Below are 17,502 nucleotides of genomic sequence, written 5' to 3' on the forward strand. Positions count from 1 at the left end.
CGATAACACGACTTTAGGAGGCCAGCATGTCCCACGCCCTGCTCGTTATCGATGTTCAGAATGACTTCTGCCCAGGCGGCGCGCTTGCCGTAGCCGGAGGGGACGAGATCGTCGCACCGATCAATGCGATCATGGATACGTTCGATACGGTGATCCTGACACAGGATTGGCACCCGGCGGGGCATTCTTCATTCGCCAGTTCTCATACTGGCAAAGCGCCGTTCGAGATGATCGACATGCCTTATGGCCCTCAGGTCTTGTGGCCCGATCACTGTGTTCAGAGCAGCGCAGGCGCGAACTTCCATGCGGATTTGCGAACAGATGGCGATCTGATCATCCGCAAGGGATTTCGCAGCGCTATCGATAGCTATAGCGCGTTTTTCGAAAACGACCATTCCACGCCCACTGGTCTAAAAGGCTATCTTGAGACGCGCGGGATCACGCAGCTGACCATGGTCGGTTTGGCGACAGATTTCTGCGTGCATTATTCGGCGGTAGATGCGGCACAGCTGGGGTTTGATGTCACTGTCTTAAGCAACTTGTGCCGCGCCATTGATATGGACGGATCTTTGGCTGTCGCAGAACAGGCCATGCGCGCAGCAGGTGTGACACTGGCCTGAGGATCAAAGCGCGGCACCATGCTCGGCCAGCAGTTTCAGAAACACAAACAGGATCACGGCAAGACCTAACGCGAAACCGATACGCCCAGAAACCGTGCGACGCTTTGGACGCACTGGTCTTGGGCGTGGCGCTTGCAATGGTCGCTCGGGCATTTTCCGGTTCACGGTCCCGGGCTTTGCGGTCCTGATATGGCCCAAGAAGTGATGGAAATCGAACTCACCACTATACTCTCCCTGGACACCCATATTCCGGATATTCGCAAAAAGCCGCTTTAGGATCAGGAGGCGATCTTCAGCCTCTTCTGGCCGAAAATAACCTCGGGCAAGATGCCCATCCGACTCGTCCAGGCTAAATCCTGATTCCAGAAATATTCTGCGAATCTTGGGCGATGCAGCGCGCAAAGCGTCTGCCGTCTTGATATCCCTGAACCGCGCCCGCACCGGGGGCCGCCCAGTTATCGATGTTTGCCCATGCTCAGGATCAACCTCATCCGGAGCTATTGCAACAATGTCAAAATCGTACTCGAGACTCATTCACTAACTTCAACCTTCAGTTCCATCCCCACCCCTCACTAAAGCGTGAAGGAAACCTACAATAAGCCCGTAATGTGTTCTGTCGTGGGCATTGTTCCCAATTCCGCGACTCTTGCCATTTCGTGCTCCGATTGATCTAACAACGGAAATTGCAGGAGGTCCCCATGGTCGATATCGCGACGCGGGTCTACAATCATAAATGGAAGATTGACCCGATTATCCGGTCATTGATCGACACAGATTTCTACAAACTGCTGATGTGCCAGTCAGTGTTTCGAAATAAGCCCCAAACCGATGTGGTGTTTTCGCTGATCAACCGGTCGAATCACGTGCCATTGGCCCGTTTGATCGATGAAGGCGAGCTGCGCGAGCAGTTGGATCACATCCGCTCGCTAAGTCTGAGTCGTGGGGAAAGCACGTGGTTGCGGGGCAATACATTCTACGGCAAGCGTCAGATGTTCCGCCCGGACTTCATGGAATGGTTCGAGAACCTGCGCCTGCCCCCTTACCATCTGGAACGTAAGGGTGATCAGTATGAGCTGACCTTTGAGGGCAAGTGGCACGAGGTCATGCTATGGGAGATCCCGGCGCTGGCCGTACTGATGGAATTACGCTCACGCGCGGTTCTGAACGATATGCGCCGGTTCGAACTACAGGTGCTCTATGCCCGTGCAATGACACGCGTATGGGAAAAGATAGCCCAGCTTCGCACTATTGAGGGGCTTGGGATCGCGGATTTCGGCACGCGGCGGCGGCATTCCTTCCTTTGGCAGGACTGGTGTGTGCAGGCCATGATTGAAGGTTTGGGCTCGTCCTTTACCGGAACGTCCAACTGTCTGATCGCAATGCGACGCGAAGTTGAGGCTATTGGCACCAACGCACATGAACTACCTATGGTGTATTCTGCGCTCGCCGAAGACGACGCCGCGCTTGCGCAGGCGCCCTATGACGTCCTCAGCGACTGGCACGAGGAACATGATGGAAATCTGCGGATCATTCTGCCCGACACGTATGGCACCAAAGGGTTTCTGGACCGCGCGCCTGACTGGCTGGCAGGCTGGACCGGCATTCGCGTTGACAGCGGCGACCCCGCAACCGGCGCAAAAATCGCAATAGACTGGTGGAAATCACGCGGCGAAGACCCGACGCAGAAGCGGGTTATTTTCTCGGACGGGTTAGATGTGGACAAGATACGCGAATTGCACGCTCAGTTCGCGGATCAAACCAATGTCTCGTTCGGCTGGGGTACGTTGCTGACCAATGACTTCCGCGAACTTGTACCGAATGACGCATTGGCTCCCTTTTCGCTAGTCTGCAAGGCGGTCTCGGCCAATGGCTACCCGACGGTCAAACTATCTGACAACCCAGAAAAGGCGATGGGACCCGCCGAGCAGATTGAGCGGTACAAGCGCGTCTTTGGCGTTGGAGCGCAGGAGCCGATCGAAGTGATCGTTTAGCCGTGGTAGGCCGCAACCGTTTTCAGTTGTGAGAAACCATAAAGTGCCTCGAACCCTTTTTCGCGGCCGTGGCCGGATTTTCCAACGCCGCCAAAAGGCAGCTCGACACCTCCGCCCGCGCCGTAGTTGTTAATGAACACCTGCCCCGAACGCAAACCCTTGGCCAGCCGCATCTGCCGCCCACCATCTCGGGTCCAGACGCTGGCAACAAGGCCATATTCGGTGCTATTTGCTATGGTTAGAGCCTGTTCCTCGGTGTCAAACGGGATCAGAACCTGTACGGGGCCAAAGATCTCATCCCGCGCCAAGGCATGATCGGGCGGCACATCCGAGAACAATGTGGGCCTGACATATGCGCCGGATTCGGGTGCGCCAGCCGCAATCTGGCCCTCGGCGGCAATCGCCAAGTCCGAGCCTTGGTGAAGGAAACCGGTCACGATTTCTTTTTGCCGTGTTGAGATCAGCGGACCAACGCGCAAATCCCGGATCGCCGGACCGACGGTAAGCTCTTGGTATGCCAAGGCCATACGGGATTTCACCGCATCATAAACACCGCGCTGCACCAGAATGCGCGACGAGGCCGAGCAGGTCTGGCCCGCATTCTGTATACCCGCATTCACCAGATACGGCAGCGCGGCATCCAGATCGGCGTCATCGAAAACCAGTTGCGGCGACTTGCCGCCCAGTTCCAGTGTCACCGGAACAACGTTTCGACCCGCCGCCTGCTGAACCAACGCGCCTGTCGCGACCGAACCGGTGAATGAGATGTGATCCACACCCGGATGTGCCGACAAGGCCGCGCCCGCCTCTGCCCCCAGACCAGGTACCACGTTCAAGGCCCCGGGCGGCAAGCCCGCTAGTATCGCCAGATGCGCGAAGGCCAGTGCGGTCAGGCAGGCCTCTTCCGCCGGTTTCAGAACACAGGCGTTACCCATTGCCAGCGCCGCCCCGACAGAACGGCCAATGATCTGCATCGGATAATTCCACGGCACGATGTGGCCGGTCACACCGTGCGGCTCGCGCAACGTGTAGACGGTATAGCCATCCAGATAGGGAATGGTCTCGCCCATCACTTTATCCGCAGCACCACCATAAAATTCGCAATACCGCGCCAATGCTACCGCATCTGCCCGCGCTTGGGTCAGCGGTTTGCCGACATCCATCGCCTCTAGCTGTGCCAGATCATCCACTCGGTCCATAACCAGTTGCCCCAGTCGGGTGAGGATACGCCCTCGCTCCAGGGCCGTCATGCGACCCCAATCGCCATCGCACGCGGATCGGGCGGCCCGCACTGCAGCGTCGATATCGGTTTGGCCACCTCGAGCGATCTGGCAAATTTCGGAACCGTCCGAGGGATTCACCAGCGGCAAGGTTTGACCGGACGCGGGCATTTTCCATTCTCCGCCGATCAGGCAAAGGTTGGGATCGAACCAGTGGGGGTTAGTCATCGGAAGCTCCAATATCAGGCTCTATACGGGGGTTTTTCATGCAGCGCCTCGTCCTGTCTCCGGCAATTTCGGTGCCGCATTGATCAGAGTTCGTGTGTAAGGATGCTGAGGCTCTGTGAAGACTTGCTCGGTTTCACCCTGTTCCACAATCTTGCCGGCCTGCATTACCAGCACACGGTCGGTGATGGTTCGAACCACGCTCAGGTCATGGCTGATGAACAGGTAAGTCAGATCGTAAGCCGCACAAAGCTCGGCCAGCAGGTCGAGAACTTGGGCGCGGACCGAGACATCCAGCGCCGAGACAGCCTCATCAAACAGGATCAACTCGGGTCGAATAATCAGAGCGCGCGCAATAGCGATACGTTGCCGCTGCCCACCCGAGAATTCGTGAATGTAGCGGCCCGCATCATCGGGGCTTAGGCCAACGGCGGTAAGCATCTCAGCGACGCGATCCTGCCGTTCAGAACCGGTTGGCGGGGTGTCCAGCAAATGAAATGGCTCGGTGATCAGGCGCGCGACCCGGTGGCGAGGATTGAAGCTGCCATAGGGGTCCTGAAACACCACCTGCATCTTGCGTCGCACTGCCAGATTGGGTTTGTGGCCGGTGAAAACAGGCTGGCCATCAAGGGAAATGCGGCCTTGCTGCACCTCCTCCAAGCCTAAAATGGCTCGTGTTAGGGTCGATTTTCCACAACCGGACTCTCCAACCAGCCCTAAACGCTCCCCCCGATTCAGGGTAAAGCTGACCTGATCGACAGCCCGATGATGACCGGGCGTGGCAAACAGGCGCGTTCGGGGCAGACGGTAGTCCCGCACCACGTTCTCGACCTCAAGCAACGCTCGCGGTGCAGGAGAGGTCGGCAGGTTGACTTGATGCCCCGAAGCTTCGAACAGCATACGGGTGTAAGGGTGCTGCATATGGCGCAGGAGATGATCTGTTGCGCCCGTTTCAACCACCTCTCCATGCCGCATGACCACGATCTGATCCGCCATGTCGGCAACCACCGCCAAATCATGCGTGATCATCAACAGACCCATGCCGTATTCCGACACGAGCCCTTTAAGCAGATCAAGGATTTGCGCCTGCGTGGTCACATCAAGCGCCGTTGTCGGCTCATCCGCAATCAACAGTCGGGGGCGCAGTGCAATCGCCATGGCGATCACCACTCGCTGGCGCTGACCGCCTGACAGTTCGTGAGGATAACGCTTCAACGGAAACCTGTCGGTTGGCAATCCAACCCGGGCCAGAACCTCTTCGGCCCGAGCGCGCGCTTTGGCCGGGGGCATGGCCTTGTGGATCAGGATAGTCTCCATAACTTGATCGCCGATGGTCTTCACCGGGTTCAGGGCAGTCATCGGCTCTTGGAAAACCATTCCGATCGCAGCGCCCCGCAACGCACAAATCTCGGCCTCAGACCGGTTCAGTAGGTTCTGGCCCTCTAACTCTAGCACCCCATCTAATTCGGCATCGTTTGGCAGCAACTGCATCACGGCAAAGGCTGTCATTGATTTGCCCGAACCGCTTTCTCCGGTCACAGCCACGATCTGCCCAGGGGCAATCGACAGGTTGATCTTCTTTAAAATCGGCGTGCCATGGATAGCCAACGAGAGGTCCTTGATTTGCAAAAGACTCATGCGCGGGCCACCCGTATCCGAGGGTCCAACCAATCGCGCAAGCCATCTCCCAGAAGGTTCAGGCCCAGAACCGTCACGATGATGGCAAGACCTGGAATCAGAGCCAAATGCGGGGCAAAACTAACCATCGTCTGCGCATCGGCCAGCATTCTGCCCCAGCTTGGCGTAGGGGGTTGCGCACCAAGACCGACATAGGACAGCCCAGCCTCGGCCAGAATACCAAGTGAGAACTGGATTGTTCCCTGAACAATCAGCAGATTGGCGACATTGGGCAGGATATGTTCAGCCGATATCCGTGCCGCGCCTTTGCCTGACACGCGGGCGGCAAGGATAAACTCGCGCTCCCAAAGAGACAAAGCTGCGCCTCGGGTGATGCGGGCAAAAACGGGGATGTTGAAGATACCGATGGCGATGATCGCGTTAATGGCCCCGGCACCAAAGACGGCAGTGATCAGAATGGCGATGACGAGAGAGGGGAATGCAAAGACCAGATCATTGCCGCGCATGATGAATTCATCTAGCCACGATCCACTGCGCGCAGCGGCGGCCAGACCCAAGGGGACGCCCAGCGCCATACCAATCCCGACCGCGACCAGCGCCACCGCAATCGAGGTGCGCGCACCAACCATGATCATCGAGAACATGTCGCGTCCGAAATGATCGGTACCGAACCAGTGCTGCGCGCTAGGTGGCTGCAGCTTGGCCGGAATGCTCAGCGCGGCGTGGTCGTATGGGGTCCAGACAAAGGACACCAGCGCTGCCAACACCACCAGTGAGGACAGCGTCGCGCCAAGGATCAGGTTGCGGCTCATGTCCTGCTCCTCAGCCTTGGATCGACTGCGGCATAGGCCAGATCGACAAAAAAGTTCACCATGATGACGGCAAAGACCAGCAGCATAACTACCGATTCCACGACGATCAGATCGCGCGCCGATATGGCCTGAAAAACCAGCCGCCCGAGGCCGGGTAGATAAAACACCTGTTCGATGATGATCGAACCCGCCAGCAGGAAGGAAAATTGGAGTCCAATGATCGTCAGTACCGGGATCAGAGCATTCCGCACTCCGTGTCGCCAAAGCGCCTGCCGACGCGAAAGGCCCTTGGCGCGTGCGGTGCGCATAAAATCCTCGGCCAGAATATCCAACAGAGCCGAGCGCATAACCCGCGCAAGGATCGCCGCTTGCGGCAGGGCCAATGCAATGGCTGGAAGGGTCAGCGAATGTAGACCGGTCCAAATGCCGTTCTCCCACCCTGCAAACCCGCCGGCATTGAACCAGCGCAAGTTGATGGCAAAGACCAGCACCAGCATCATCGCGAACCAGAAATTCGGCACCGCGATACCAAGCTGAGTCGCACCCATCACGGTCAGATCACCCGGTTTGCCGCGCCGTGAGGCTGCGTAGATACCGGCGGGGAAAGCAATCAGCGTGGACAGGGTCAGCGCGTATAAAGCCAGCGGCAATGACACCCACAATCGATCTGCGATCATCTGCGACACGGGTGTGCGATAGGTGTAGGACGTACCAAAATCCCCAACCAGCATCCCGCCGACCCAGTTAAAGTACCGCTCGATCTTCGAGACATCGAGGCCCAGTTCAGCTCTCAGCGCGGTCAATGTATCGGCCTGCGCGTTCACGCCCAGCATGAACGACGCCGGATCACCGGGCGCGACCTCGATCACTGCAAAGATGACAACCGAGGCGACGGCCAGGCTCAGGATCAGCGACAGCAGACGTTTGAGGGCGTAGCGGAGCATTTGGAAACGTTAGGGTCACATCCCGTGTGGGTCCAGCGCCTAAGGCACGAGAAGATAGACAAAAGAAACCCGCCAAACCAGATTCTTTGTGGGTTTCATGGTGCAACAGTTCGCGCCGGGGCGCTGGCCATCGCCCCGGTCCAACTCTTTTCTTCTATTCGGACCAACTGATCCCGGTCAGATCAATCGCTGCCGTGGGTGCGTTTTCCCATAGCCCCTCAACACCGGCCTTGGCCACGCCAAGCTTGGCAAGTTGAAACAGGTACCCGTTGACGTAATCGGTCGAAATCAAGCGCTGTGCCTCACCCAGCAAACGTGTGCGCTCATCAGGGTCTGTGGTCGAATTCAGCGTGTCCATCAATGCCTGAAAGTCGGTGCTGTCATATTGGAAGTAATAGTCGGGCCGGGCATAAATACCGATATCCATCGGCTCGGTATGGCTGACAATGGTCAGGCCAAACTCCTTGCCCTTGAACACGCTTTCCAGCCATTGCGCCCATTCCACATTGATGATCTCGGCGGTGATGCCAATATCGGCCAGCTGCGCAGCGATGATTTCACCCCCGCGTCGGGCGTAGGAAGGCGGCGGCAAGTGCAGCGTGGTCTCGAACCCATCGGGATACCCGGCCTCGGCCAGCAGCGCCTTGGCTTTTTCCGGGTCATAGGCCGAATTGCCGGTCAGATCGACGTAAGCCGGGTTATGCGGAGCAAAATGCGTACCGATGGGTGTGCCATAGCCGAACATAGCCCCATCAATGATGGCCTGCCTGTCAATCGCGTGGGCCAATGCCTGTCGGACCAATATGTCATCAAACGGGGCTTGTTTGTTGTTGGTCGACAGAATGGTTTCCCCCTCGGTCGAGCCGACAAGAACCTGAAAGCGCGGATCAGCCTCGAATTGCGGCAGATTCTCGGGTGCGGGGAAGTTGTCGAACACGTCTACATCCTCGGCCATCATGGCGGCAAAGGCGGCGGTCGGATCCGAGATGAACTTAAACGTTGCGGTCTCTAGCGCAGGCTGTTCGCCCCAATAGTCGGGGTTGCGATTCAGGATGATGCTGTCACCCTGCAGCCAGTCAGAGAAGGTGAAGGCCCCCGTGCCAACCGGATTGGTCTTGATATTCTCGATGCTTTCGGGCGCAACGATCACCGCGTCACCCCAGGCGAGATTGAAAAGGAAGTTCCCGTTCGGCTCATTCAACGTCACCTGAACGGTCAGGGGGTCCACTACCTCGACACTTTTAATGCCCGCAAACAAAGCCTTCTGCGCATTGGCGCTGTCTTCTGCCGTGGCGCGATCAAGGGTAAACTTGACGTCCTCGGCATCCATCGTTGTGCCATCGTGAAATGTCACACCGTCGCGCAGCTTGAATGTGTAAACGGTACCGTCATCCGAGATTTCCCAGCTTTCGGCCAGCCCCGGCACCACCGAGCCATCCCCCATGAACCGGGTCAGGCCTTCGAAGATATTGGTGTAGACAACCGAATCGATAGCCTGCGCCGCAGCGCTGGTCGGGTCCAGATGCGGTGGCTCAAGCTGCATGGCGATGGTGATGTCAGATTTGGCCATGGCCTGCGTGGCAAACAGGCCCGCGCCAAGGACCAGGGCCGACGCGAACGAGCGAAAGCGCTGCTTTGTCATGAAAATCTCTCCCCACTGAAATTGGCTAGCCCTGCTTTTTTCGGGCCGATCTGCGACCAATGTCCTCGCAAACCCGGGGTCAATCAAGGAATTGTTGGCGCAACCGGGGTTTCTTTGCGCCTGCCGCATCTGCTATGCCGCGCTGCAACATGAACCCTGCGAGGAGCGAGCATGAGCGCCACCGCCCGCAAGAAAGCCCCGAACGCCGAGGATATCCGCGCCCGGAAAGGTACTGATCCACTGGTCTCGTTGACCGCCTACACAACACCGATGGCGCAGTTGATGGATGCGCATTGTGACTTCGTTCTGGTCGGTGACAGCGTCGGCATGGTGTTGCACGGGTTGACGTCGACTCTTGGTGTGACGATGGAGATGATGATCATGCACGGCCAGGCCGTTGCCCGTGGTCTGGACAAGGCAATGATGGTGATCGACATGCCTTTCGCCAGCTACGAGCATGACCCGGCTCAGGCATTCCGCAACGCAGCCCGGCTGATGTCGGAAACAGGAGCTGGGGCGGTTAAGCTGGAAGGTGGCGTCGAGATGGCTGAAACCATCCGGTTTCTGGTCAAACGCGGGATCCCGGTGATGGCACACATTGGCCTGACACCGCAGTCGATAAACACTTTGGGTGGCTATAAGGTACAAGGGCGCGACGAACAGGCCGATGCCGTATTGGCCGACGCCCAGGCCGTCGTCGAAGCAGGCGCGTTTTCGGTCGTGTTAGAGAAAGTTCCGCAGGGTTTGGCAAACCGAATTACCGCTGAGATTGCGATCCCCACAATTGGCATTGGTGCCTCGGCCGGGTGCGACGGGCAAATTCTGGTGGTGGACGATATGCTTGGCTTTTTCACCGCCTTCAAACCGAAATTCGTCAAACGCTATGCTGATCTTGGCCCGTTGGCCGAAGCCGCCATTGCTGAATACGCAGCCGAGGTTCGTGCGCGAAGCTTCCCGGCAGACGAACATGTCTTTGCCGATGCCGTACCCGTCAAAGGACCCAAGTCATGACCGCGCCTATTCTGCGTCGACTGGCAGACTTGCGCGCTCTGACCCGTGATTGGCATCTGAATGGTGAGGTGATCGGAGTTGTCCCCACCATGGGTGCGCTGCACCAGGGGCATCTGTCGCTGGCCGAAGCCGCGAAGACGGCTTGCGACCGGGTGATCGTGACGATCTTTGTAAACCCCAAGCAGTTCAACAACCCCGAAGACCTCGCCAACTATCCGCGCACCGAACAAGAAGACGCGAAAAAGCTCGCGCCTTACAACGTCGATGCGATATACGTGCCCGACCCGGATGAGATTTACCCAGATGGCTTCGCCACCACAGTCTCGGTCTTGGGTCTGACCGACGCGATGGAGGGAGAATTCCGCCCGGGTCATTTCGATGGTGTGGCAACAGTTGTCGCCAAGCTGTTCCTGCAAACGCAAGCGGATCGAGCCTATTTCGGGGAAAAAGACTATCAGCAGCTTATGATCGTCCGCCGGATGGCCCGCGACCTCGATATCCCGATCGAGGTGATTGGTTGCCCCACGGTGCGTGAACCTTCGGGACTCGCAATGTCTTCGCGCAATCAAAGGCTATCCGAGGATGGTCTGGCCATCGCAGCCGAAAAACATCGTATCATGCGTGCAGTTGTTCAGGCGCTGGAAAACGGCGAAGAATTCGAAGCTTTGGCTTCTCAGGCACAGGCCGATCTTTTGGCCGCCGGCTTCAACGAAGTGGAGTATCTGCAACTACGCTGCGCTGAAACGCTGGAGCCTATGACCCATGCCAAACGACCCGCACGACTGTTTGCGGCAGCCTTGGTCGACGGCGTGCGGCTGATCGACAATCTACCGGTGTCTCCGGTCTGATTTCCCCTCTGGCACGTTTGGTTGTGTTTGCGCTAAAGTCCTGCAAAACCAAAGCGGGAGGGGCGCAGGAATGACCTATATTCTGGCAATCGATCAGGGCACCACATCGTCTCGTGCAATCCTGTTCGACGCGCAAATGCAGCGCGTCGGCACTGCGCAGCACGAGTTTACACAGCATTTCCCACAGGAAGGCTGGGTTGAGCATGATGCCGAGGAGATATGGGACAGCGTTCTGACGGTTTGCCGTGAAGTAATGCAAACGATAGGTGTATCCGCGGCACAGATCGCTGGTATCGGGATTACCAACCAACGCGAAACCACTGTCATCTGGGATCGCGCCACTGGGGCCCCCATTCACAACGCAATCGTCTGGCAGGACCGTCGCACCGCTGAGATTTGCGAGCGTCTTCGCAAAGCGGGATGCGAGGATGACGTAACTGCCCAGACCGGTCTGCTGCTAGATCCTTATTTTTCAGGCACCAAGGTCAAATGGTTGCTTGATACCGTCCCCGGCGCACGCGACCGTGCCGCCGCCGGAGAGCTGCTGTTCGGCACAATCGATACCTTCCTGATCTGGCGACTGACAGAAGGGCGCGTGCACGCCACCGACGCCACCAATGCGGCCCGCACATTGCTATTCGATATTCACAAAGGGGAATGGAGTACCGAGATCTGCGACTTGCTGGACATCCCCCAAGCTTTGTTGCCCGACGTGCGCGATTGCGCCGCAGACTTCGGATCGACCTCCCTGTTTAGCGGTAATATTCCAATTCTCGGCGTGGCGGGGGATCAGCAAGCTGCCACCATCGGACAGGCCTGTTTCCAGCCGGGCATGATGAAATCCACCTATGGCACGGGCTGTTTCGCACTACTCAACACCGGTACGCAGCCAGTTGAATCGAAAAACCGGCTGCTAACGACAATTGCCTATCAGTTGGACGGGCAGAAAACCTATGCGCTTGAAGGCTCGATTTTCATTGCCGGTGCGGCGGTGCAATGGCTGCGCGATGCGTTGCAAATCATCGAAACCGCACCGCAAAGCGGTGAACTGGCCGCCAAAGCTGATCCGAACCAGCACGTTGTTCTCGTCCCTGCCTTTACTGGGCTCGGCGCGCCTTATTGGAAACCCGATTGCCGGGGCGCAATCTTTGGCCTGACTCGCAATTCAGGCCGCGCCGAAATCACGCGCGCCACGCTGGAAAGCATCGCGTTCCAGACCCGCGACCTGTGGCACGCAATGCAGGGCGATTGGGGCGCAGAGACTGACGTGATCCTGCGCGTCGACGGCGGAATGAGCGCCTCGGACTGGGCCATGCAGGGGCTTTCCGACATTCTGGGCGCCCCGGTCGACCGCCCGGTGATGCAGGAAACCACCGCGCTTGGTGCCGCATGGCTGGCGGGCATGAAAGCGGGTGTCTACCCGGATCAGGCCGGATTCGCCGAAACCTGGGATCTGGACCGGCGGTTTGAGCCTGCAAAACCCGTTGCTGACCGAGACGCGGCCTATTCGCGCTGGCAACGCGCGGTTCAGGCGGCCATGGCGTTCTAACTGTGGTCCTTCATCAAGCGCTGTTTCTGCCGTGACCAGTCGCGCTTGGCCTGCGTTTCGCGCTTGTCGTGCAGCTTCTTACCTTTGGCGATGCCGATCTTCAGCTTCGCCCGACCCTTGTGATTAAAGTAAAGCACCAGCGGCACCAGCGTCATGCCTTTGCGTTGGGTCGCGTTCCACAGGTTCGACAGTTCCTTGCGTGACACCAGCAGTTTACGGCGGCGGCGTTCTTCATGTTTGAAGACCTTGGCCTGCTCATAGGGCGCGATATAGCTGTTGATCAGCCATAGCTCTCCGTCATCAACCGACGCATAGCTTTCAGCAATGTTCGACCCACCGGCACGCAGGGATTTGACCTCGGACCCTTCCAGGACAATACCGCATTCGAGATCGTCTTCGATCGCATAATCGAAGCGCGCACGCCGGTTTTCGGCGATCACTTTGTAATTCGGGTCAGTGTTCTGCTTCTGCTTGGCCATGACGCGTTGATGTATGCCGCTTGCGTCCGCCTTGCAAGGCAGGGTTATGAATTGGCCGAGATTATCAGGTCAGGTCCAAATATCGTGTCAGCGTGATTGTGCAGATAAATCTTGAGCCACGGGGTAAAACGGTCGGGGTGCCGCTTCACCTCGGCCAGCAGATCGTGGTAATCGACCCAGCGGATATCCATCACTTCTTCCGGGTTAGGCTCGATTTTCAAGGCTCCACGCACATGGGCCAGAAAGACGTCGACCACCTCGTTCTCGACCATTCCGTTGCCGACATCGGCGTGATACTCCAATCGATGCCGGTATTCGGGGTAAAGTCCGGTGATGCCCAATTCTTCGCGCAGGCGCCGGACGGCACAATGCGAAGCGCTCTCGTCCCAATCCGGATGCGTACAACAGGTATTCGCCCATAGACCCGGCGTGTGGTATTTGCCCATCGCCCGGCGTTGCAGCAATATCTCGGTCCCGCGCACGGCAAACACGGACACAGCCTTGTGTCGCAGCCCCTTTTCATGCGCCTCCAGCTTGTCGACGGGTGTCAGTTCGCCCTCAACCCAAGCCGGGATCAAGATTCCCATCTGTCGTCTCCTGTTGGCGATCTCCGGTGCACATGGCCTTACCGGTTTTCACCAAAGTGGCGCTGATTACAATGTCAATCAATCGCACGAAAGGCCGCAGGGGCTGCGGCATTTCGAAGTTCGTCTGTAAACCTGTTGGCGGAGTTACTCTCCCGAAACGCTCACGATATAGGCGTAAACGTCTTCGGCGCCCTTCTTCAGCTTGAAGGTCATTTTCGACTTGGCCGAGGTTTCCCCCAAATAGTCTTTCAAGAATGCTTTGGGGTCTTGGGCGTAGGCCACGAAAGTCTCTTCATCCCAGACCAGCCCATTTTCGCCCGCGGCCACGATGCTGTCGCCGTATCTGAAGCCTTCTTCAGTGCCGGCGGTGCGGCCTGCGATTCCGTACAGGTTCGGACCCGTCTTACCGCCCTTAACGATAACTTCACCCGCAGGGTCAGCAATCATGTGACAGGATTTGCATTTGTTGAAGGTCTTCTTACCCGCTTCGGCATCACCTTCTGCATAGACAGGAAGGGCCAGCAGACCGGCAATTGCGGTGGCAAGGATACGATTCATAGCTTTTGCTCCGATATGAATTGGCTGCACCGAATGGATCGCTGGCACAGCAGAGAGTCAACGCGCAGATTGCCGCGCGACGGCACTGTGTCACAGGCGATCGGTGTCGTACTTAACCGAAGTCATGTAACTGCGACCAGCAGGGCAGCAGGTCGCGAGCGCGGGGGGAAGCCAGATAGATCGCCCGTGCAATCGCGCGCGCAAGACAGATCGAGGCCGCATGGCCGATCATCGCCATCGCCTCGGGGCCAACCGTGCGCGCGCCGGTGCTGAGACCGAATACCAGATCTCCATCGCCAGGCGTGTGCGCAGGCACGATGGCGCGGGCGATGCCGTCATGGGCTGCTACCGCCAGACGCTGGCATTGCGGTTTGGTCAGCGCTGCATCAGTTGCAACTATAGCAATCGTGGTGTTTGCGTGATCTGGCGGAACAGAATGCATCATTTGCGCCTTGCGGCTGACAAGAGAGGAACCAAGGCCCGAGGCCGGGTCTGGCCCCAATCCACCGAACTCGTCATCGATCTCAAACGGCGCAGCCCAAAAATGCCGATCACCCGGTGTGGTTACGCTGCCAAGCGGATTGGCCGCAACCAGCGCACCGACGGTTACGCCACCCTCAAGCTTTAACGAAGCCGAGCCTAAGCCACCCTTGTGCATCGCGGCCAATGCGCCGGTACCAGCCCCCACCGAGCCCAGTTCAAATTCTGGTGAGGCGGTGAGATACGCAGACTTCCCCAGATCGCGATAAGGATTTTCGGTCCAGTTCTTATCTCCACCATTGAGTAGATCGAACAGAATCGCGCCCGGCACGATGGGCACGACGGCCGAACCGACCTGAAATCCGCGCCCCTGAGCGCGCAATGCGTCTGAAACGCCCGAGCACGCATCCAGTCCAAAGGCCGAGCCGCCGGACAAAGCAATCGCGTCGACCCGATCAACAGTTTTGTCGACCGCCAGAAGGTCGGTCTCACGCGTGCCGGGGGCGCCGCCCATCACATGAACCGAAGCTGTGAACGGGTTGTCCGCCGTCAGGACAGTTGTGCCTGATTTAAGCGTATCATCGCGCGCATTGCCAACCATGAGGCCAGCGACATCAGTGATCAGGTTTCTGGGTCCGGGGTTCATTTTCGTCTCGCACACTGGGCCGGAAATCGCGCTGGCGCGCGCTGCCTCCGGCGGAGATATTTATGGCCAGATGAAGGGCGGATCAGATGCATCGGCCTCCGTCCACTTCCAGGGCTGTGCCGGTGATCATGCTGGCCTCGTCCGAGCAGAGGAAACAGGCGGCGTTTGCCATGTCTTCGGGCGTTGAGAAGCGACCAAGCGGGATCGTTGACAGGAATTTGGCGCGGATTTCCGGGGTGTCTTCACCCATGAAGGATTTCAGCAGCGGGGTTTCACCCGCCACCGGGCAGATCGCGTTGACGCGCAGGCCCGAGGGGGCAAGTTCGACGGCCATCGTCTTGGTCGCGGTGATCATCCAGCCTTTGGAGGCGTTGTACCAGTTCAGATTGGGCCGCGGCGACAGGCCTGCTGTTGAGGCCACGTTCAGGATCGCCCCCGCGCCGCGTATCTTCATCTGCGGAACAAAGGCGCGCGCGGTCAGGTAAACGGATTTCATGTTCACGGCGAAGACGCGGTCGAATTCATCGTCATCGACGTCCTCAAGTGGGGCCGGCAGGTGCGTCACGCCCGCATTATTCACCAGAATATCAAGCTTTCCGAATTCTTCCGACACCGCATGTGCCATGGCCTGAACCGATGCCGCATCCGAGACGTCAACGCGCTGTGCGATGGCATTCGTGCCGACCGCAGACGCCATGTCGGAAGCCGCTTCGCCATTGATATCTGCGATCATCACGCGGGCGCCTTCGGTCAGGAACTTTTGCGCAATCCCAGCGCCGAACCCGGATGCGCCGCCGGTTACGATGGCGGTTTTTCCCTCAAGCCTCATGGCTTTACCTCCCCTGCGTCTTGCACCGGCAGAGTAGCAACGTGCAGCGAAACTGCCAGATCAATCTTCGGACACTTTGCCTCGCAGGGCTTTGACATCCGCGCGGGCTTTCTTAGCAGCAAGCCTTCGCTTGACCGAACCATAAGTGGGTTTGGTCGCGATCCTGCGCTTGGGATTGACCAAAGCCCGCGTGATCAGTTCAGCCAACCGGGCGCGCGCGATGTCGCGGTTGCGGGCCTGAGAGCGTGTTTCTTCACATTGAATGATGATGGCGCCGTCCTTGGTCCAGCGACGTCCGGCCAGCCGTTTCAGACGTGTCTTGACCGGATCAGGCAAGGAGGGTGAGCGCGCGGCCTCGAACCGCAGCTCAACGGCGGTGGAGACCTTGTTGACGTTCTGCCCACCCGGACCAGAGGACCGCACGAAGCTTTCGGTCATTTCCCAGTCTTGCAGGGCGATATCGTCGGTGATGCGCAACATGGATCGGACCTTACAGGGCGCAGTTGAAAACAAAAAGGGCCGCCCCGGCGGGACGGCCCTTCGAAAGTTCAGGAGGTTGGGTCGGTTAGATCAATCGACCAGCCGGAGCGAGCGCTCCGCCAAGGGCTGCCTTAACAGGCGATCCCCCCGGTTGTTCCAACACCTCTCTCCAATCTCTTTCTCGACACTGGATCACCTCCTTTTCTATCTGTTGCGGTTAACTCTGAGCCTGACACAAGATGCGCCAATCTCAAAGCACTTTTTTATGCTGGCTGCGCGGCGGTCAAACGGGCAACAATCACCTTGAACGGAATCAGGGCGATTAGCGCCAGCGACAGTTTCACCAGCCAGTCGGCGAAGGCCAGCGTTACCCAGAGCGGGGCCATCGGGCCGGACAGCATGAAGGGCACAGGCTCCCACGCCCAGTTGATCGCTGCATCTGCATTGGCACCAAAGACGGTAACTGAGGCCGAGAACGCAAGGGTAAAGAAGATCGCTGTATCCAGCGCCGAGCCAACCAGTGTCGACACCAGCGGCGCGCGCCACCAGCGTCCACCACGCAGTGAGTTGAACACAGTGACGTCGGTCAGTTGCGCGATCAGGAAGGCGGTGCCCGAAGCGACTGCGATGCGCAGCGGCACGGCGGCATAGGTGAAGCCGTCACCCTGCAGCATGATCTGGCTGCCGATCAGCGAGCAGATGATACCGGTGACAAAACCGGCGAATACGACCTTGCGGGCCGGACCCACGCCGTAGACGCGGTTCATGATGTCGGTGACCAGAAAGGCCAACGGATAGGTGAAGGCACCCCAGGTCAACAGGCCGTCAAGGATCAGGAACTGGACCAGGATGTTTGAGGCCACGACGATCGAGGCCATGGCAAGGATGCCGGGAATAAAGCTGCGTTGCATTTTCAGATGCCCGTTTTGACAAGGTAGCGGCG

At 58.3% G+C, this 17,502-nt stretch carries 18 protein-coding genes; 5 read left to right on the top strand and 13 right to left on the bottom strand.

What is annotated here, in order from left to right; translation table 11 throughout:
• Positions 1 to 26 precede the first annotated feature (26 nt).
• Positions 27 to 620 (top strand): bifunctional nicotinamidase/pyrazinamidase, encoded by a 594-nt coding sequence (pncA, locus tag ACR0AY_RS17950; RefSeq protein ID WP_170515163.1) that lies wholly within the window; start codon positions 27 to 29, stop codon positions 618 to 620.
• 3 nt (positions 621 to 623) lie between these two features.
• On the opposite strand, the gene ACR0AY_RS17955 is transcribed toward pncA, so the two are convergent.
• On the bottom strand, positions 624 to 1,154 hold the full coding sequence (locus tag ACR0AY_RS17955) for a hypothetical protein (protein ID WP_170514119.1): 531 nt from the start codon (positions 1,152 to 1,154) through the stop codon (positions 624 to 626).
• Between the two features lie 164 nt (positions 1,155 to 1,318).
• Between ACR0AY_RS17955 and pncB the strand changes: the two genes are divergently transcribed.
• Positions 1,319 to 2,611, top strand: coding sequence for a nicotinate phosphoribosyltransferase (gene pncB, locus ACR0AY_RS17960; protein WP_170394888.1), 1,293 nt, complete (start codon positions 1,319 to 1,321; stop codon positions 2,609 to 2,611).
• On the opposite strand, the gene ACR0AY_RS17965 is transcribed toward pncB, so the two are convergent.
• The 5 genes from ACR0AY_RS17965 to ACR0AY_RS17985 form a co-directional block, all read right to left on the bottom strand.
• The gene (locus tag ACR0AY_RS17965; RefSeq protein WP_170515167.1) at positions 2,608 to 4,059 is read right to left on the bottom strand and encodes an aldehyde dehydrogenase family protein; all 1,452 of its coding nucleotides are present in this window, start codon (positions 4,057 to 4,059) and stop codon (positions 2,608 to 2,610) included. The two genes, pncB and ACR0AY_RS17965, sit on opposite strands and share 4 nt — an antisense overlap.
• 36 nt (positions 4,060 to 4,095) lie before the next feature.
• Positions 4,096 to 5,694: an ABC transporter ATP-binding protein gene (locus ACR0AY_RS17970; protein WP_480454485.1), complete on the bottom strand. Its 1,599-nt coding sequence runs from the start codon at positions 5,692 to 5,694 to the stop codon at positions 4,096 to 4,098.
• Positions 5,691 to 6,506 (bottom strand): ABC transporter permease, encoded by an 816-nt coding sequence (locus ACR0AY_RS17975; protein WP_170408556.1) that lies wholly within the window; start codon positions 6,504 to 6,506, stop codon positions 5,691 to 5,693. Before ACR0AY_RS17975 ends, ACR0AY_RS17970 begins: the two co-directional genes overlap by 4 nt.
• Positions 6,503 to 7,450, bottom strand: coding sequence for an ABC transporter permease (locus ACR0AY_RS17980; RefSeq protein ID WP_170426057.1), 948 nt, complete (start codon positions 7,448 to 7,450; stop codon positions 6,503 to 6,505). The genes ACR0AY_RS17975 and ACR0AY_RS17980 overlap by 4 nt, the downstream gene beginning before the upstream one ends.
• A gap of 154 nt (positions 7,451 to 7,604) precedes the next feature.
• Entirely contained in the window at positions 7,605 to 9,092 is a 1,488-nt protein-coding gene (locus ACR0AY_RS17985) for an ABC transporter substrate-binding protein (protein WP_170408558.1), read from the bottom strand.
• Between the two features lie 171 nt (positions 9,093 to 9,263).
• On the opposite strand from ACR0AY_RS17985, the gene panB reads away from it, so the two are divergent.
• From panB to glpK, 3 genes are all read left to right on the top strand, one after another.
• Positions 9,264 to 10,103 (top strand): 3-methyl-2-oxobutanoate hydroxymethyltransferase, encoded by an 840-nt coding sequence (gene panB, locus ACR0AY_RS17990; protein WP_170515177.1) that lies wholly within the window; start codon positions 9,264 to 9,266, stop codon positions 10,101 to 10,103.
• Entirely contained in the window at positions 10,100 to 10,951 is an 852-nt protein-coding gene (gene panC, locus ACR0AY_RS17995) for a pantoate--beta-alanine ligase (protein WP_170515180.1), read from the top strand. Before panB ends, panC begins: the two co-directional genes overlap by 4 nt.
• 70 nt (positions 10,952 to 11,021) lie before the next feature.
• Positions 11,022 to 12,500: a glycerol kinase GlpK gene (gene glpK, locus ACR0AY_RS18000; RefSeq protein ID WP_170515183.1), complete on the top strand. Its 1,479-nt coding sequence runs from the start codon at positions 11,022 to 11,024 to the stop codon at positions 12,498 to 12,500.
• On the opposite strand, the gene smpB is transcribed toward glpK, so the two are convergent.
• From smpB to ACR0AY_RS18035, 7 genes are all read right to left on the bottom strand, one after another.
• On the bottom strand, positions 12,497 to 12,979 hold the full coding sequence (gene smpB, locus ACR0AY_RS18005) for an SsrA-binding protein SmpB (protein WP_170394914.1): 483 nt from the start codon (positions 12,977 to 12,979) through the stop codon (positions 12,497 to 12,499). The two genes, glpK and smpB, sit on opposite strands and share 4 nt — an antisense overlap.
• 44 nt (positions 12,980 to 13,023) lie before the next feature.
• Positions 13,024 to 13,566 carry an isopentenyl-diphosphate Delta-isomerase gene (gene idi, locus ACR0AY_RS18010; RefSeq protein WP_170394917.1) on the bottom strand — a complete coding sequence of 181 codons (543 nt, stop codon included), beginning with the start codon at positions 13,564 to 13,566 and terminating at the stop codon, positions 13,024 to 13,026.
• Positions 13,567 to 13,710: 144 nt separating this feature from the next.
• A complete protein-coding gene (locus ACR0AY_RS18015; protein ID WP_170394920.1) occupies positions 13,711 to 14,124 on the bottom strand; it encodes a c-type cytochrome in 414 nt (137 codons plus the stop codon).
• Positions 14,125 to 14,236: 112 nt separating this feature from the next.
• Positions 14,237 to 15,250, bottom strand: a complete 1,014-nt coding sequence (locus ACR0AY_RS18020; protein ID WP_170515186.1) for a P1 family peptidase — start codon at positions 15,248 to 15,250, stop codon at positions 14,237 to 14,239.
• An 82-nt stretch (positions 15,251 to 15,332) separates the two neighbouring features.
• Positions 15,333 to 16,079: an SDR family oxidoreductase gene (locus ACR0AY_RS18025; protein WP_170515189.1), complete on the bottom strand. Its 747-nt coding sequence runs from the start codon at positions 16,077 to 16,079 to the stop codon at positions 15,333 to 15,335.
• Between the two features lie 60 nt (positions 16,080 to 16,139).
• The gene (gene arfB / locus ACR0AY_RS18030) at positions 16,140 to 16,559 is read right to left on the bottom strand and encodes an alternative ribosome rescue aminoacyl-tRNA hydrolase ArfB (RefSeq protein WP_170394928.1); all 420 of its coding nucleotides are present in this window, start codon (positions 16,557 to 16,559) and stop codon (positions 16,140 to 16,142) included.
• Positions 16,560 to 16,822: 263 nt separating this feature from the next.
• A complete protein-coding gene (locus tag ACR0AY_RS18035; RefSeq protein ID WP_170394930.1) occupies positions 16,823 to 17,470 on the bottom strand; it encodes a queuosine precursor transporter in 648 nt (215 codons plus the stop codon).
• Positions 17,471 to 17,502 lie beyond the last annotated feature (32 nt).

This window comes from Ruegeria sp. A5 (genome assembly GCF_056543005.1).

Coding starts and splice junctions, on each gene's coding strand:
- pncB (WP_170394888.1), top strand. CDS start 1,319: ATGGTCGATATCGCGACGCGGGTCTACAATCATAAATGGAAGATTGAC.
- ACR0AY_RS18020 (WP_170515186.1), bottom strand. CDS start 15,250: ATGAACCCCGGACCCAGAAACCTGATCACTGATGTCGCTGGCCTCATG.
- ACR0AY_RS17965 (WP_170515167.1), bottom strand. CDS start 4,059: ATGACTAACCCCCACTGGTTCGATCCCAACCTTTGCCTGATCGGCGGA.
- ACR0AY_RS17985 (WP_170408558.1), bottom strand. CDS start 9,092: ATGACAAAGCAGCGCTTTCGCTCGTTCGCGTCGGCCCTGGTCCTTGGC.
- smpB (WP_170394914.1), bottom strand. CDS start 12,979: ATGGCCAAGCAGAAGCAGAACACTGACCCGAATTACAAAGTGATCGCC.
- ACR0AY_RS18035 (WP_170394930.1), bottom strand. CDS start 17,470: ATGCAACGCAGCTTTATTCCCGGCATCCTTGCCATGGCCTCGATCGTC.
- arfB (WP_170394928.1), bottom strand. CDS start 16,559: ATGTTGCGCATCACCGACGATATCGCCCTGCAAGACTGGGAAATGACC.
- pncA (WP_170515163.1), top strand. CDS start 27: ATGTCCCACGCCCTGCTCGTTATCGATGTTCAGAATGACTTCTGCCCA.
- idi (WP_170394917.1), bottom strand. CDS start 13,566: ATGGGAATCTTGATCCCGGCTTGGGTTGAGGGCGAACTGACACCCGTC.
- ACR0AY_RS18015 (WP_170394920.1), bottom strand. CDS start 14,124: ATGAATCGTATCCTTGCCACCGCAATTGCCGGTCTGCTGGCCCTTCCT.
- panB (WP_170515177.1), top strand. CDS start 9,264: ATGAGCGCCACCGCCCGCAAGAAAGCCCCGAACGCCGAGGATATCCGC.
- glpK (WP_170515183.1), top strand. CDS start 11,022: ATGACCTATATTCTGGCAATCGATCAGGGCACCACATCGTCTCGTGCA.
- ACR0AY_RS17955 (WP_170514119.1), bottom strand. CDS start 1,154: ATGAGTCTCGAGTACGATTTTGACATTGTTGCAATAGCTCCGGATGAG.
- panC (WP_170515180.1), top strand. CDS start 10,100: ATGACCGCGCCTATTCTGCGTCGACTGGCAGACTTGCGCGCTCTGACC.
- ACR0AY_RS18025 (WP_170515189.1), bottom strand. CDS start 16,079: ATGAGGCTTGAGGGAAAAACCGCCATCGTAACCGGCGGCGCATCCGGG.
- ACR0AY_RS17970 (WP_480454485.1), bottom strand. CDS start 5,694: ATGAGTCTTTTGCAAATCAAGGACCTCTCGTTGGCTATCCATGGCACG.
- ACR0AY_RS17980 (WP_170426057.1), bottom strand. CDS start 7,450: ATGCTCCGCTACGCCCTCAAACGTCTGCTGTCGCTGATCCTGAGCCTG.
- ACR0AY_RS17975 (WP_170408556.1), bottom strand. CDS start 6,506: ATGAGCCGCAACCTGATCCTTGGCGCGACGCTGTCCTCACTGGTGGTG.